This is a genomic window from Sphingomonas sp. CFBP9019 (assembly GCF_034045155.1).
GTDB classification, from domain to species: domain Bacteria; phylum Pseudomonadota; class Alphaproteobacteria; order Sphingomonadales; family Sphingomonadaceae; genus Sphingomonas; species Sphingomonas aerolata.
The window spans coordinates 1-14,583 of sequence record NZ_JAXCWK010000010.1 but is presented as its reverse complement, the minus strand read 5'-3'; the positions used below and the strand labels follow the sequence as shown (position 1 = coordinate 14,583).

At 61.3% G+C, this 14,583-nt stretch carries 10 protein-coding genes and 1 pseudogene; 3 read left to right on the top strand and 8 right to left on the bottom strand.

The features are described 5' to 3' along the window. The first annotated feature begins 56 nt into the window (after window positions 1-56). Together SOM18_RS18800 and SOM18_RS18795 are read left to right on the top strand one after the other, a co-directional pair. A complete protein-coding gene (locus tag SOM18_RS18800) occupies window positions 57-1,259 on the top strand; it encodes an AAA family ATPase (protein ID WP_320482171.1) in 1,203 nt (400 codons plus the stop codon). Window positions 1,260-1,305: 46 nt separating this feature from the next. Next, window positions 1,306-2,322, top strand: a complete 1,017-nt coding sequence (locus SOM18_RS18795) for a ParB/RepB/Spo0J family partition protein (RefSeq protein WP_320482170.1) — start codon at window positions 1,306-1,308, stop codon at window positions 2,320-2,322. Window positions 2,323-3,479: 1,157 nt separating this feature from the next. On the opposite strand, the gene SOM18_RS18790 is transcribed toward SOM18_RS18795, so the two are convergent. Further along, window positions 3,480-4,571: a hypothetical protein gene (locus SOM18_RS18790; protein WP_320482169.1), complete on the bottom strand. Its 1,092-nt coding sequence runs from the start codon at window positions 4,569-4,571 to the stop codon at window positions 3,480-3,482. 150 nt (window positions 4,572-4,721) lie between these two features. On the opposite strand from SOM18_RS18790, the gene SOM18_RS18785 reads away from it, so the two are divergent. Continuing rightward, window positions 4,722-5,957 carry an integrase gene (locus SOM18_RS18785; RefSeq protein ID WP_320482168.1) on the top strand — a complete coding sequence of 412 codons (1,236 nt, stop codon included), beginning with the start codon at window positions 4,722-4,724 and terminating at the stop codon, window positions 5,955-5,957. A 658-nt stretch (window positions 5,958-6,615) separates the two neighbouring features. On the opposite strand, the gene SOM18_RS18780 is transcribed toward SOM18_RS18785, so the two are convergent. From SOM18_RS18780 to SOM18_RS18750, 7 genes and pseudogenes are all read right to left on the bottom strand, one after another. Next, window positions 6,616-8,769: a xanthine dehydrogenase family protein molybdopterin-binding subunit gene (locus tag SOM18_RS18780; protein ID WP_320482167.1), complete on the bottom strand. Its 2,154-nt coding sequence runs from the start codon at window positions 8,767-8,769 to the stop codon at window positions 6,616-6,618. Then, window positions 8,766-9,785, bottom strand: coding sequence for an FAD binding domain-containing protein (locus SOM18_RS18775; protein ID WP_192143124.1), 1,020 nt, complete (start codon window positions 9,783-9,785; stop codon window positions 8,766-8,768). Before SOM18_RS18775 ends, SOM18_RS18780 begins: the two co-directional genes overlap by 4 nt. After that, window positions 9,785-10,393, bottom strand: coding sequence for a (2Fe-2S)-binding protein (locus SOM18_RS18770; RefSeq protein ID WP_414712144.1), 609 nt, complete (start codon window positions 10,391-10,393; stop codon window positions 9,785-9,787). Before SOM18_RS18770 ends, SOM18_RS18775 begins: the two co-directional genes overlap by 1 nt. Window positions 10,394-10,763: 370 nt before the next feature. After that, entirely contained in the window at window positions 10,764-11,213 is a 450-nt protein-coding gene (locus SOM18_RS18765) for a hypothetical protein (RefSeq protein ID WP_320482165.1), read from the bottom strand. 148 nt (window positions 11,214-11,361) lie between these two features. After that, a complete protein-coding gene (locus SOM18_RS18760; protein WP_320482164.1) occupies window positions 11,362-11,559 on the bottom strand; it encodes a hypothetical protein in 198 nt (65 codons plus the stop codon). A gap of 61 nt (window positions 11,560-11,620) precedes the next feature. After that, window positions 11,621-13,177 (bottom strand): methyl-accepting chemotaxis protein, encoded by a 1,557-nt coding sequence (locus SOM18_RS18755; RefSeq protein WP_320482195.1) that lies wholly within the window; start codon window positions 13,175-13,177, stop codon window positions 11,621-11,623. 584 nt (window positions 13,178-13,761) lie between these two features. After that, window positions 13,762-14,022, bottom strand: a pseudogene (locus SOM18_RS18750) (transposase); the annotation flags it as partial. Window positions 14,023-14,583: the final 561 nt, after the last annotated feature.

Here is a 14,583-nt window from a genome sequence, read left to right as displayed (position 1 = left end):
ATTGACTGAAAATCGCAAGCCCGTATACCATGCATTGAATTTCGAAAGTCGGCAGCATGTCAAATAATCTCGAACTAGCGGACGCCGATCGCCTTGTCTCCGTTGCAACTTTGGCAAATCGAACATCTGCTGTCCTAGAACGGCTGCGGGACTCAGCCCGGAGCGCCAGAAGCGACGATCGTCGCGAACCGACCTTCACGATCAGCAAAGCGGCCGAACTCGTCGGCCGGACCGCGGCGGCGATCCGTGATGCCGAGAAGGACGGGCGCCTGCCGGAGCCAACGCGGACTAACAACAATCGACGTGAAAAGTACACGCTCGCGCAGCTCAATGACATGCGCGGTGTGTTTGGGACTCGACCGTATCGAAGCCCCGGAGATCCATGCTGCGTTGTCGCCGTGCAAAACTTTAAGGGTGGCGTCGGTAAGTCGACCCTCGCAGTGCATTTGGCGCAATATCTTGCAATCCGAGGCTACCGGGTGGCACTCATCGACTGCGACAGTCAGGCGTCGGCGACTACTTTGTTCGGCTATGTTCCCGATCTTGATCTTGACGAAGACGACACACTTTATCCCTTCCTTCGCGAGGGGGAGCGAACATCGCTCGATTACGCGCTCCGCAAGACGCATTTCGACGGTCTAGAGCTTATCCCGGCGAACCTGAGGTTGTTCCAGTCCGAATATGAACTGGCAGCACGCATGGCCCGCGGCAGCGGGGGCTTGTTGGATCGGTTGAGAGAGGGGATCGAAAGCATCTCGGACCGCTTCGACGTGATCGTGATGGATCCCCCACCCGCTCTGGGAGCAATTTCTCTGTCAGTGCTGCGCGCGGCAAATTCATTGGTCGTGCCCGTGCCGCCAACAGTCATGGATTTCTCCTCGACAGCTGCCTTTCTCTCAATGCTGGACGAGACGATCGAACAGCTTGCTGAGCGCGGTCTGGCCCCTGAATTGCGGTTCCTCCGGTTTGTCGCTTCGAAAGTCGACGAGAACAAGTCGATGCAGAAGGAGCTATTGAACCTGATGCGAACGCTGTTCGGCCATGCTATGGTGCGCACGCCGCTCAAGGACTCCGCCGAGATCGATAACGCGACCGCTCGGCTGATGACGGTTTATGAACTGGATGGGCCGGCAACTAGTTCTGCAGTTCGCAATCGCTGCCTTGCTTATCTGGACGGTGTGAACGGCGAAATCGAGGTAGACATACGGTCGATGTGGCCGAGTCATCAGAAGCGCTTGCGCGAAGCGGCGCTGGCATGAGTGTGGGAAATTGCACGCGTGCAATTGCAAGCGAAGGGAGGCTCACATGAGCAGGAAAAACAGTAGCTTCGCCGCTGAACTTGCTGCCGGAATTGACCTTACGAGCGAGGCGGCACCGGTGCGACGGTCCGGCAGCGCAACGAACGTCTTGACTGGTAGGAACAATCGGCTTGCTGACCTTGCATCAGGTGCGGTGGTGACGCGCATTCATGAACTGGTTGATCCGGCTCGATGCCGCATGTGGGCTGGGCACAACCGTGAATACAGCCTGCTCAATGAGCAGCGCTGCGAGGACCTGATCGAAAGCATCAAGGCGCAGGGCCGGCAGGAAATTCCGGCAATCGTTCGTCGTGTCGTGGGCGACCCGAGCTACGACTTCGAAGTGATATGTGGGGCACGCCGGCATTGGACCATCAGCTGGCTGCGCTCGCACAACTATCCGGAGTTCAAGTTCCTGATTGACGTCCGCGAGATTGGCGACGAGGAAGCATTTCGCCTTGCAGATATTGAGAACCGTGCGCGCGACGATCTGACCGATCTGGAGCGCGCACGGGATTATCTACGAGCGCTCGACGCCTATTATGAGGGGCGTCAGAAGACGATGGCCCAACGCCTCAAAGTCTCTGAGAGCTGGTTGACGCGTTACCTTGATCTAGCCCGGCTACCGACAAAGCTGACGAGAGCCTTTACCGAGCCTCAGGAACTGGGGGTCCGCAACGCGATCGCGCTCAAGTCTCTGCTGAAGCCGGAGGATCGTAGGGAGCGCGCGTTTCAGGAGGCGGAGCGTCTCTCAAATGTGCAAGAACAGAGCGGGCAACCTATACCGGTGCTCGAAGTGATCAAAGCCCTGACCTTAGCGGTTGACCCCCCCCAAAGGTCAGGTTCCCCCAAGAAGTCAGGATCGCCGACAAAGTTCGTTTCGAGCGAGGGAGGGAAACCGGTGCTCAGGGTCGAAGGTGCCGACCGGAAGGGGGTGCGCCTTACGCTCCTGAACAAGAGCGGCGCATCGCGTGAGGACGCAGAGCGCGCGATCCGCGAGGTACTGGATCTTTATTGGGTGTAAAGGGGGGCGGCAGAATGCTTGGTCCCAATCGGATGCGTCTTCCGTCGATAGCACCGGGGCATGTGGGAACCGCGGATTGAAGGTTCCCATTTCCTGATCTAAGTTGACGACGATATCGTTGACGCCTCGGGGCGATACTTGCGGTTTGCCAGGATGTGACGGTCGCCCTCCCGGCGGCGCTACAGGTCCTAGCGCGATGGCAACGGTGGGAATGCTTAGCTCCGCTAGGAGCGCCGTTTCGATACCTCTCGGACAAGAGGAAGCTGCGCTGCGCGATCGAGAAGCTTACCGGTCCCCGAGAGTGTCAGACTCAAATGTCTGCTGTAGACTCCGAGCTTACGACCGGAGTCTACAGCAGATAGGCTAAAAAGCGCAGAATGGGGAAAGGGCGACGCAGTGCGCTCGCGGCCACGATAGCCCGCGCGAGCCGGTTAGCGCTGCAGCGCTGCCTACAACACCATGTCATCTCCCTTCTACCGGACACTCAAGGCGACAAGCCGAAGCGACAGCGCTTCAAACGCTATCCGATGGTCTTGTTCCACGCGAATATTGCCGAGGTGCAGACTGCCGAAGGTAAGGCTCTCCTGATATTGTCGAAGAGCTCTATCTGTACGTAGGCATCAACCGCACTAGTAAGTTCGCGGTGATGCAGTTAGTCTACAAGGCTGACAGGCTGACAGGCTGACAGGCTGACAGGCTGACAGGCTGACAGGCTGACAGGCGGACGGCTTCGGAATTCTTAGAACACTTGCTGAAAGCGGTGCTCTACCGGATACACACGATCCTGACCGACAACGGCATCTAATTCGCCGGGCAGCCGCGCAACCTCACCTCCGCCCGGTCGCAGCAGATACGCTTCGACATGATCTGTGAGGCGACCGACATCGAGCACGGTTCACAAAGCCGAACCACCCTTGGACTAATGGTCGGGTCGAACGGATGAACCGCCATCAAGAGGGCGGTCGTTAAACGCTACCACTATGAGAGCCACGAGCAGCTACGGACTCACTCGCCGACTCCATGGCTGCGTATCTTTTTACCCGTCGGCTTAAGACGCTCAGTGGCCTCACAGCCTACGAATATCTCGCCAAGATACGGACTTCAGAACCAGACCGGTTCATCGTTGGCCCGATCCGCCGGACGCCGGGACTAAGCACCTAGTTTCGATAATCGAGACCCCGTGTTAGGAGGCGGTCAATCTCTGCCATTGCGATATCAAGATCCGCAGTAGCCGCGCAAAGCGGACCGTGATCGAGGGACGCAGACCGCGACTGAGGCGAGCCGGGGAGTGCAGGGGTTACCAAACCTCCCGTTTCGAGCACGACGAGACCTGCGGCAGCAAGCGCACGTGCTTGGATATCGGCACCGGCGCGCGAGAGGCCAACTGCCCGCGCTATCTGCCTTCGCCTTATCGGACCAAATGCTACAACAAGGGCCCATGCTTCCGCAGCACGGGCGTTGCGGGATAAGCCAGCAAGGGCCTCGTGGCTGCGCCCAAGCATTTTTTCGATGCGGTCCAAATCGCTAAACGATGCCGAAAGCGCATCATTGCTATGGTCAATTAATGCCGTTGATCGTTCGGCGTCCTCCTGATCGAGACGGAACGCGGCCCGGGGGACGATCCCCGGAACAGATGGAGCGACGCCGCTAGCAACGAGCGCAAGATTTAAAGCCCAGCATCCCGAGGACTCAGCTGGAACGTAATGCCGGATCGATCGGGAGGGCAGGGGGAGGATCGCATCATGTCCGTGCCCTTCGGCGAAATCCGCCGTGGTAATCAGACTGTCGACTGCAGCTGTGGCGCGAGCTAGTCCCAGAAGTGGATGATCCGGACCAAGGTCCGCCAGCCCGCAGGCTCGGGTGAGGGGGCCACCGGCAGGCGCCTGCGCCACCGCGTCTTGCGCAGCGTTGAGCAACGCCAGCGCATCGGCCTCGAAGCCGCGCGTCGCGTTGACCATGCGAACGACGGTCATCGCGGCTTCCGCGACTGCCGGCACACCATTGGCAGCGAGCCAAAGCGCGACGGCGTCACGGCGCAGGTCGTCGGTCATAAGGATCGACCTAGGATCGCTACTTGGCTGATGGGCAGTGCCGACATCGCCGGCGCCGGCGTCGCGCCGATACGCACGCCAAGCCCCTGCAACGGTTGCCAAGGCCGCAACCTTCCGAATCTCAGGGGACGCAAAGCGCGTTGCACCCGCCAAACGACCGAGCGCGTAGCCCAGCGAGGTAAGTTCAAGGTTCAGCATTGCGATCACCATACGCTAGCAATCATGCAATCGCTAGGCAGCGCTACCCACCCATTATATGCACTTACCATAATCGGACATTATGGTAAGTATAGGGGTGTGCTACTATGGCGAAATGCAGGATAAACTGGACCGGCCGGCAGGCGCTGTATGAGTGAGATTGTCGTCCACCGTACAGACGGGGAGGCGTTGCCGGTCCGCACAGCGCGCGGCTTGGTCGAGTCAATCGATGCCCGTGTTACCCGGTTGCTTGGCCTTGCGCTGCCCGCTGATGCCGGCCCTGTCAGCGAGATCGGCTTCGCCGCGCAGCTTGGCGCTATGGCAGCAGCGAGCAAGGCGGCACTGGCTTCGGACCTCGCCTGCTATCTGCGCTGGTGTGAGGACATCCGTGTCGCCCCGCTGCCCGCAGCGCCCGAAAACCTGGTCCGCTACATCGCCATGCTCGAGGCGCAAGGCGCTAAGCCCGCGACGGTCGCCCGGCGGGTTGCCAGTCTTGCCACCGCACACAGCCTGTCAGGAATGCAGGAGATGGGGCATGCGCCCACCAGCCACGTCATGGTCCGCGCCGCGCTCAAGGGCCTGCGCCGACGGCGTGGCGCTGCTCAGCGCCAGGCGGCCCCGTTGCGCTTCGGGGCCTCGCTAGATCCTCATACCAAGGGGTTCACGTTGACGGCGCTGCTTGGCGCCTGTGGCGGCGATTTGCAGGGCTTGCGCGATGCCGCGCTGCTGTCGCTCGGCTATGACGCTGGATTGCGCGTCAGCGAGCTCGTCGCGGTCGCCGTCGCGCACATCGATCCACACAGCGATGGCGCGGCGCTCCTGTTCATTCCATCATCCAAGACCGATCAGGAAGGGCAGGGGGCCTGGGGCTGGCTGTCAGCGGACACGATGCGCCGGGTCGGGGCCTGGCTGGTCGCGAGCGCCATCACCGAGGGGCCGGTCTTCCGCCGCGTGGGGGTCGATCGGCGCCGTTTGCGCGCCGCGGTCCCGCCGATGGCGTACGAGGCGATTCCAGGGCACACACGGCACTGGCAGGAGAAGCTCAAGGGCAAGAGGGCGGAGCCGGCGCGGACGGTGTATACCGTTGGTACGGCCTCGCTTAGCCGGCAGGGCGTCAACGGGATCTATCGGCGGGTGGCGCTGAGTGCATTCGATCAGGGGCTGGTCGAGATGCCGATCGCGAAGGTTGAGGAAGCTGCTAGGGCGCTATCAAGCCACTCGCTGCGGGTAGGGCTGACGCAGGATCTGTTTGCGGCCGGGGAGGACGGCGTTGGCATTGCCCAGGCACTCCGTTGGTCGTCGCCATCGACGGCACTGCGCTATGGGCGGAAGCTTGCCGCCAGGAGTAATGTTGCGGCGCGCGTGTTGTCGAAGATCAGAGGCTGATAATCGCGTTACCCGGTGAATCTTACGGGACAGACAGCGGTCCCGGCAGCTGCCGCGGAAACCACGTCAGGAGGGCATCCGACAGGGCTGCTGCAACAACCGAGGGTTCGCCCGTTCGCGTCCCGCTCGCGCGCACCGTGGTCACCTGCCCTTTCCATACGACGTGATTATCGCGGCGCAGCGTCACGGTCACTTCGAGACGGGTCACGATAAGTCCGTGCAATTGATCTTTCCCCGAGGGCAGGGTCAGCGACAGGCCTCCAAGGCCAGCAGCCACGCTTGGTCGGTCTGATCGGTCGTTGCCTGACCGGACAACGCCACGCTGTGTCTGCGATACCTCAACCTTGGCGACGTAAAGACTGTGGTTCGGGTCGGGCAGGGGCAGGAAAGGTGTTCGAAGGAAGGTTCGTTGAACCGCGTCCGTGAACGTTCTCGTGATAGCGGGAGACGTGGTCGAACTATCAGCAGCGACGATCGCTATCGTGCCAGGTCTTACCGCAGTGGTGGCAACCGGCGATTGCATGAGCGCTGCGGCTGCAGCGAGAGGAAGTACGTACATCCAACAAGGTCCGATGCTTTAAGAGGCCTTTTGATATAGCTCGGCACGTCGAAGGCATGTGATTTCCCGTCTCAGCCGCGGTCTTTCGCCTCGGTTCGATTACAGAAGATCTTCGATCCTGAACGGCATCTCGCGCAGCCGCTTACCCGTTGCATGATGAATGGCATTGGCAATGGCACCGGCACAGCCCGTCATGGCAACTTCGCCAAGCCCCTTTGCGCCAAGGGCATTGATGAGAGGATCCGGTCGATCGATAAACCCGACGTCTATAGACCCAATGTCGGCATTCACGGGCACGACATAGTCGGCAAGATCGTTGTTCAGCCACCCGCCATAGCGCGGATCGACTTCGGTCGCTTCGCGGAGCGCCGCACCAATGCCCCAGATCACACCACCCCGAACTTGACTCTCGGCCGTGCGCGGCGAGATCACCCGCCCGCAATCGGCAATGCTGACGACGCGTGGCACGCGGACGCGGCGCGTGCCGGGTTCGACATGAACTTCAACGAAGTGAGCAACGTAGCTGTAGGTGGTGAAGGTCGAGTAATCCGGCCCGACCAACGCCATGCCGCCCTTGCGCAGTGCCGCCAAATCCTTCGGGCCCTGGTCGACCGCAACATGCTCGACCTCAACCTGAAGCGAGGGACGTCGCACGGTCGCAAGCTGTCGGTGTAGATTGCCCGCCACCTGACGCCTCGCCAACAGCTCGGCCATGGCAGCGTTCAACTTGGCAGCCGCCTCTGCCGCTGCCGGCACGACACTCGCGGTGCCCCAGGATCCTGCCGTCGTGTGCTGAGGCGCTACACTGGTGTCGCCGATCGCGATCTCCAGCCTCGAAGGATCGATCGCCAGTTCGCGTACGAGAACCTGTTCGATGGTCGAGCGGATGCCTTGGCCCATTTCATGCCCCGCAGCCGAAAACCGGGTCGTGCCGTCTGCGTTCACGCGTAGCGTCACGATGTTGGGATGGGCGGAGCCCGGATACGCCCCCGATGCCACGCCCCAGCCGACCTGCGTGCCATCGGGCAGCGTCATCGATCCCGGCTGAAGACTACGCCGTTCCCAGCCAAAACGACGTGCGCCCTCCGTCAGGCATTCCGACAGATAGCAGGACGAGAGCTTCTGGCCGTGGATCGGATCAGTCGTGGCCCGATGGCGCAGTCGGAAGGCGACCGGATCGACGCCAAGCTTGAGGGCAAGTTCGTCTACTGCGCTCTCGAAGGCGAAGCACGATGGATGCGGCGTCGGCGACCGCATATAACCTGGCGCTTGCGTATCGATCCGCAGATTGGCGGAGGTCCCGTGGTAATTCTCGATGCCGTACAGCATGGGTACGGACTCATGGTAGTCGGGCGGGAACTGGCCTTCGCGCGATTGCTGCTGATCGGCGTCGTAGCGCACCGCGATCATTTTGCCGCTGGCATCCGCACCGATCTCGATCCGGTGACGGTTCTTCGGTCGGAAGGTCGCGTTATGAAAGATCTGCCCGCGCGGCAGGACGAGTTTGACTGGTCGGCCGAGCAGCATTGCGGCGCGGGCGACAAGTGCAGTCTGACGCTGTGCCCCACCACGCTGGCCAAAGCCCCCGCCAATCTGTGGGCTCTTTACCGTGACCTGCTCGGGCGTAAGGCGCATGTTACGCATTACGGCACCCTTCGTATTGCTGCTGCTCTGCGTGCTTTCGTAGATGGTGAGTTGCCCGTTCTCCCATACGGCCGTTGTCGATAGCATTTCGATCGGGTTATGGTGCTGTGGCGGGGAAACATAGTCTGCCTTGTGCCGGGTTACCGCGCGCGCCATCGCCCGCGTCGCATCGCCCGCCGTCACCGGCTTGACGGCTTCGCGCACCACCCCCGGCTGCTCGATGAGCGAGGTGAACGCAGGTGCGACTGTGTAGGTCGGACGAATGGCCTCGGCGCCCTCGATCGCGGCCTCGAGCGTCTCGGCAACGACAAGTGCGACCGGCTGGCCCCGATAGGCAATGTCGGCCGTGAGCGTCGCAGGCGGAGGCGGTGCGCCAGGGGACGCAGGAGGGGGCGGCAGAAAGTCGTTCGAAGTCAGCACGCGAACAACGCCTGGTACCTGCATCGCGGCATCGACCGACAGAGCGGCAATCCGCCCCTTCGCAATGGTTGCCGGGACTTGCATGGCGTACAGCAGTCCAGCGACCTGATGGTCGGCTCCATAGCGCGCAGCGCCCATCACCTTCTCACGGGCATCGGCACGGGGACGGTTGGGGAAGGGGGCGGTCATGACCGGTTCCTTACTGCGGCAATAGTCAGGGCATCGGCAACGGTCCGCGCGCCGAGATCGATCTTGAAGCCGTTCTGCTTACCAGCTTTGGCATCGGCAAAGGCAGCGTGCCCTGCCGCCAGTGCGGTCGCCGGGGTCAGAGGCTTTCCAGCCAGCAGTGCTTCTGCCGTGGTCGCCCGCCATGGCTTGGTCGCCACCCCGCCAAGTGCGATCCGAGCGCGCGTTACTGTGTCACCATCCATCTCCAACGCGACCGCTGCCGAGGCAAGCGCGAAGGCGTAGCTCTCGCGGTCACGGATCTTGTGATACGTCGAGTGGCGGCCTGCCTTCGTCTTTGGTACGACGATCGCCGTGATCATTTCGCCCGGCTGCAAGGTGAACTCCAGGTTCGGCGTGCTGCCCGGTAGGCGATAAAGTTCGGCAATCGGGATCGCGCGGCTACCGCTGGCGCCCAGCACTTCGACATAGGCGTCGAGCGCGACGAGCGCGACGGGCCAGTCGCCAGGCGAGACGGCAGTGCACGACGAACTCTGGCCTAGCACGGCCTGACCGCGGTCGATTCCGCCGATCGCCGCGCAGCCCGAACCCGGCTCCCGCTTGTTGCAGGGATAGGTGTTGCCAACCGAAGTTCCGCCGGCGCCGTTGCGAAAATACAGGCAGCGGGTCCGCTGGAGCAGGTTACCACCGACCGTCGCCATGTTGCGCAACTGCTGCGAGGCAGCCTTCCACAACGCCTCGGCAAGGACGGGATAGTCGCGCAGCACGACCTTGTCGGTCGCGACCGTGCTCATCGGTGCGAGCGCCTCGAAGCGTAGCCGCTCACCGTCCGTCTCGACTCCATCGAGCCCTCGGATCGTGGTGACGTCAATCAGGTGCTGAGGCTTCTCGATGTCGAGCTTCATCAGGTCATAGAGCGAGGTGCCGCCTGCGATGTAACGCGCACCGGTGCCCGCCGCTGTGAAGGCCTGGACTGCCGCTACGGCGCTTTCGGGTCGTGCATAGGTGAAGGGGCGCATCAGGCTTTCTCCCTTCCCGCAAACTGCTCGATCGCTGCGACGATGCCGACATAGGCGCCGCAGCGGCAGATGTTGCCGCTCATATATTCGCGAATGCGGTCCTTTGACGTGGCGTTGCCTTCACGCACGCACGCCACTGCCGCCATGATCTGTCCCGGTGTGCAATAGCCGCATTGCAGCGCGTCGTGATCGATAAAGGCCTGCTGCATCGGATGCAGCGTCTCGCCATCGGCAAGCCCTTCGATCGTTGTCACCGCACGTCCGTCGACCTTGGCTGCGAGCGTAAGACAGGATGCTACACGCCGACCGTCGAGGTGGACAATACACGCGCCGCACTGGCCATGGTCGCAGCCTTTCTTAGCGCCAGTCAGGTGTAGTTGCTCACGCAAGAGATCGAGCAGCGATGTCCGCAAATCGATCTCTACCGGCACCGCCTTGCCGTTGACCGTCGTCTGAATCGCCAATCGGACGCCCACAGGCTTGGCTGCCGGCGCAGCGACTGCGTGATCGCCCTCGGAAATAAATGTAGATGCGGTAAGCGCAGCAGTGCCACCCAGTGCGGTGCGCCGCGTCAGCGGCACACCCAGCAAGTGATCCATATCAGCCATCAACATCTCTCCGGAAGGGCGCCTGCCTCGCGAGGCATTCGTAGCTTAAACAGATGGTTAGCTAAAGCGCTCAGATGAGTCAGGCAGTCGTTGCTGCCATCGTCGCTTGCGGCAGCTAAAGAGGGCAGCTCGCGAGGACGCGCCTACATTTTGGGTGCGGTGCGACCGCGTTGATTGGGCGTCAGTAACTGTTTGCGATCAGCCTGCCAGGGGTGCCGAATTGAAGCCTAGATCACCTATATAGATCGTCGACTTGCCTGGTATCACACAAGACGGCCAACGGTACCTCAAAGCGCGTGGCCCGAAGGCGTGGCTAAGATCGGAGCTAATATCATACAACTCGTGCGTAGATAGGCCTGTGATCTGGCCGTTAGACCGCCTGTGGTAATGAGGGATCGTGATCGGAGCTCGCTAGAATGCTCACTTCAACCGCACATCGTTCGGCCTCTTCGAGCAGCTCGTGATCTGTCAGTGCCCGGTGATCGATCCACCACTTTGCATCAGTTACAAGAACACAAGCCTGGTAGCCGTTTTCCTCTATGACCGGTCGGGTACCGAAACTGCAAAAGCGGCTAGCTCGAAGGGTTGTTGCCCATGCGACCTGACGATCGCTGCCAGTGAGCGATGGAAGATCAAGGTGCGCTATGGCTGCACCGTCACGAACCGCCGCTTCCGCTTGTTCAGCCTGTTCGGTTGCAAGAAAGCAGGTAGTGCACTTAGTCGTCTCCAGCCAGCGGGCTTTCCGCTCCTGCTGGCTTGCGAAGCCAGCGAGATAGTGAATTTGCTCATGCCCGCAGGCGTGCGTGATGATCTTGCTCATAAAGCGAAGATGCTCGACAGCCATGTCAAGGCAACGCGTATGAGTCAGGCTGAATCTGGAATGCGGCAAGCCGTTGACGTGTAACGCCTGCCGGTTGGTTAACATTAGGGTTGGCCCATTGTTTCCGCTCGGCCTGGTCAGGCTGCCGTCAAAGGCTGATATTCCGTCGGGCCATATCCAAGAACGCCAAATCGCCGATCGGCGTGCGAGGCTCGGCTTTGAAGATGTCGGCCAGGTCGAGCAGATCGTTGTCGGCAAGGCTTGTTATGGACGTCTCGATCTTAGCAAGGCGTTCAACGGCGCGATCACCACGATCGGTGATCCGCTTCATTTTTGTCTTGAGCATGCACTCTCCTACCATGCGCGTCTTCGTGCGGGCATCCCACGGAGATGGGGCCGACTTGGCACTACGCTGCCGCAGCATCGTCCGCTTGAAGGAACGAGACGAAAAGGTCGGTCGATGACCGCAAATTTCGCGCGCTAGCCGCCAGATCGCTGGCGCTGCCCCGTACCGACGCCGACAATAGGGCGGCAGACCCTGCAGCTTCCGCCACGCCGTCGATCCGGGTGCCGATTTCCTTCGCGGCGCCGACCGCTCGCGCTGCACCCGCATCCACCTCCTGCGCCGTGAAGCGCTGCTCGCCGACTGCGGTCGCGATTCCCGATGCCGCGGCTGAGACCTGGCCGATCGCGGTATTGACGCTACGCAGCTTCTCGCCCGTATCTGCCACGCCCTCGCGAATTCCGGTAAGCAGCATGCTGATCCGATTGCTTGCCTGCTTGGTATCCGCCGACAAGCCTTTTACTTCGCCCGCAACGACCGCGAACCCGCGCCCCGCGTCGCCCGCTCGTGCCGCCTCGATCGTCGCGTTCAGGGCCAGCAAATTGGTCTTGTTCGCCAGCTCTCGGATGTCGTCGAGAATGACTTCGATCTGGACCGCATGATCCTCAAGCATCGCGACCGTCTGCACGCTGCGATGCGCTTCCAGGCTCGCCACCACGGTCAGTTCCGATTGCTGGTCGGCTGCAATCGCGATCGTCCGGATCGATTCCGACAGGTCGCGGATCGATGACGCGACATGCGCGATGTCGCGTGCTGCTCGACCTGCGCCCGATGCGGCCTCAACCGCATCCTGGGTCGCGTCGCCGGTAACGTCCTCGAGCCGAACTGCCGCATGCTCTAGTCGTTCGGTCGCCTGTCCGATGCTCTTCACGACTGACGTCACGGAATGATCGAACTCGTTCGCTAGCACCACCAGCTCGCCGCGCCGCTCGCTCGCGATCCGTGCCGCCTGCTCTTCACGCTGCCGGCGTTCGCGCGTCGCCACCGCCTCCGCTGTGCGCGCCTGAAGCATCGCTTCTTCGGTCTGCCGCTGGCCATCCTCCGCCACTTGGGTCAACTCGCGCGACCGCCGTAACGCCGCACTCTGCGACTGGAACAGCCGCTCGAGCTGGATCGTCAGCACCGTCAATGCGCTAAATTGCAGCCCGACCGCCACGACATGAAAGATCACCCGGCCAAGATTGCCCGAGCCGGTGAATACAAACTCCGGGGCCCACCATTGGAGGGCGAGATGATGGACCGCAGTTAGCACCGTCGCCAGCGCGATCGGCCGCCAGTCCGCCAACATTACCAGTGCCGCCATTCCGACGAAGAAATACATGTGCGCATCCATCTGCCACGGATGCCCCTTGAGCAGGAAGACGAGCATCGCCGGTATCACCGCGGCGAGCGATCCCATCAGTGTCCGGGCCTCGACATCGTAGCGCCCGCTGAGCGCCATCGCGGTTGGCCCTGCCGTGATGATGGTGCCAATGACCAGCAGCGGGACACCCGTGCCCGCGTCCAATACGGCGTTGCCTATCAGCAGCCCTCCCAACGAGGCCCAGCCGATCAACGCCCATGTTTGCACAGCGCGACGCCGCAACCGGTCGAGCGGGTTGAGCCCGGCATCGTGCCCCATTTCCACGGTGGCCCCGAGCTTGGCCCTGAGATCCAACCAGGAGAACGCTGGCTTTAGTGAATTGATGCGGTTCATACTGGCCTCCCAGCGCCGCCATTTGCCCCACAGCCTGCGGGCGGAGCGGCCATGATGACGGTATTCCATGCGACCCGGGGGGCGATGCGGGCCCGATCACCAACGACGACCAGCGATCCCGGAAACGGCCCGGCCCCGAGCAACGCCGCACCGCCCGCTAACGCGCCCTGCACGATTGCTCCGTCATCTGAACCGAGCGGCACCAGAAGCATCGAGCCCGATGCTGGCGGCCACATCGTCAACGCGACAAGCCCAAACGTTGCAGCGACGATCTGCGCAGGGGCCAACATCCGGTTTGGCGGGAATTTCATACGCTAACCTATGCACTGCCCGGTTAATGCAAGGTAAGTTCGCGGTCCATGATTGCGCCCGATCTCGCGTCAATAGAGATCTGAATTTGTGACGCAAGCCGGCAGGCATCGCGGAAGACCGGCCATATTGGATTCGCGTCAACAACAAGCGAATTGGTTTGCGATTGGGCGGTCTTGCTTAGGGTGAGGACCCATTGGTCATAGCAAGAAGATGACGGTAGCCGCGAGCGTGATAGTAGAGAACAAAGCGGTCGGGCAGCGGCCGTAGCGATTGGCCACTCGGCGCCAAATCATCAGACGGCCGAACAAGGTCTCGATGCGGTTGCGACACCGGTAGCGGCACTTGTCGTATCTGATTGGCTCGTTGCGCGATCTGCGGTCCGGGATGTAGAGTTGGATGCCCTTGGCTTCCAGGGCGACCCTGAGCCAATCGGCGTCATAATTACGGTCGCCAAGCACCCGACGATTGTCGACCCGAGGCTTGCTATGCTCTTAATAAAGAACGGTTGCAGACGCGCCATCTGCGTATCTGTCAGCCAGTACAGGTCCCTTATCCACGCTCTCCTCACTTAGCATGAGCCAGATCGCGCCTTTTACATCAATAGGTCCTGACCCTAATGGCGCTAAACGTATAGGCGCCATGGGCGCGCTTCCATCGGGCAGCGCGATCAGATTGATAATCCGATCGACGGTAATCACTTTCGAAATCAACCGAACACCATCGCAAGAGGCGATAGGCCACAGCAGGTGAGCTTCGCCTTGAGGGTGGCAGTAGGCTGGATAACTTATTGATCTGAGAAGTCCGATCTGCCTCGCGCTTCGTGCAAGACCGAGGATGGTGGCGGTGTGTGGTCGTAAACCGATGTATGCCGATACAAGACTTTTTGTTCAATAACACGTATCGATCATTAAGACGCGTTTGCGATCTAGGTGTTTGATCCCACGGTTTGATGGTGCGATCCTTTCGTTGGAATGGAAGGAAGCCGTATGGGACAGGTACGTCACGGGAGCGCCACGACC

Coding starts and splice junctions, on each gene's coding strand:
- SOM18_RS18775 (WP_192143124.1), bottom strand. CDS start 9,785: ATGCGCCCCTTCACCTATGCACGACCCGAAAGCGCCGTAGCGGCAGTC.
- SOM18_RS18755 (WP_320482195.1), bottom strand. CDS start 13,177: ATGGGGCACGATGCCGGGCTCAACCCGCTCGACCGGTTGCGGCGTCGC.
- SOM18_RS18765 (WP_320482165.1), bottom strand. CDS start 11,213: ATGAGCAAGATCATCACGCACGCCTGCGGGCATGAGCAAATTCACTAT.
- SOM18_RS18780 (WP_320482167.1), bottom strand. CDS start 8,769: ATGACCGCCCCCTTCCCCAACCGTCCCCGTGCCGATGCCCGTGAGAAG.
- SOM18_RS18760 (WP_320482164.1), bottom strand. CDS start 11,559: ATGCTCAAGACAAAAATGAAGCGGATCACCGATCGTGGTGATCGCGCC.
- SOM18_RS18795 (WP_320482170.1), top strand. CDS start 1,306: ATGAGCAGGAAAAACAGTAGCTTCGCCGCTGAACTTGCTGCCGGAATT.
- SOM18_RS18800 (WP_320482171.1), top strand. CDS start 57: ATGTCAAATAATCTCGAACTAGCGGACGCCGATCGCCTTGTCTCCGTT.
- SOM18_RS18770 (WP_414712144.1), bottom strand. CDS start 10,393: ATGGCTGATATGGATCACTTGCTGGGTGTGCCGCTGACGCGGCGCACC.
- SOM18_RS18785 (WP_320482168.1), top strand. CDS start 4,722: ATGAGTGAGATTGTCGTCCACCGTACAGACGGGGAGGCGTTGCCGGTC.
- SOM18_RS18790 (WP_320482169.1), bottom strand. CDS start 4,571: ATGCTGAACCTTGAACTTACCTCGCTGGGCTACGCGCTCGGTCGTTTG.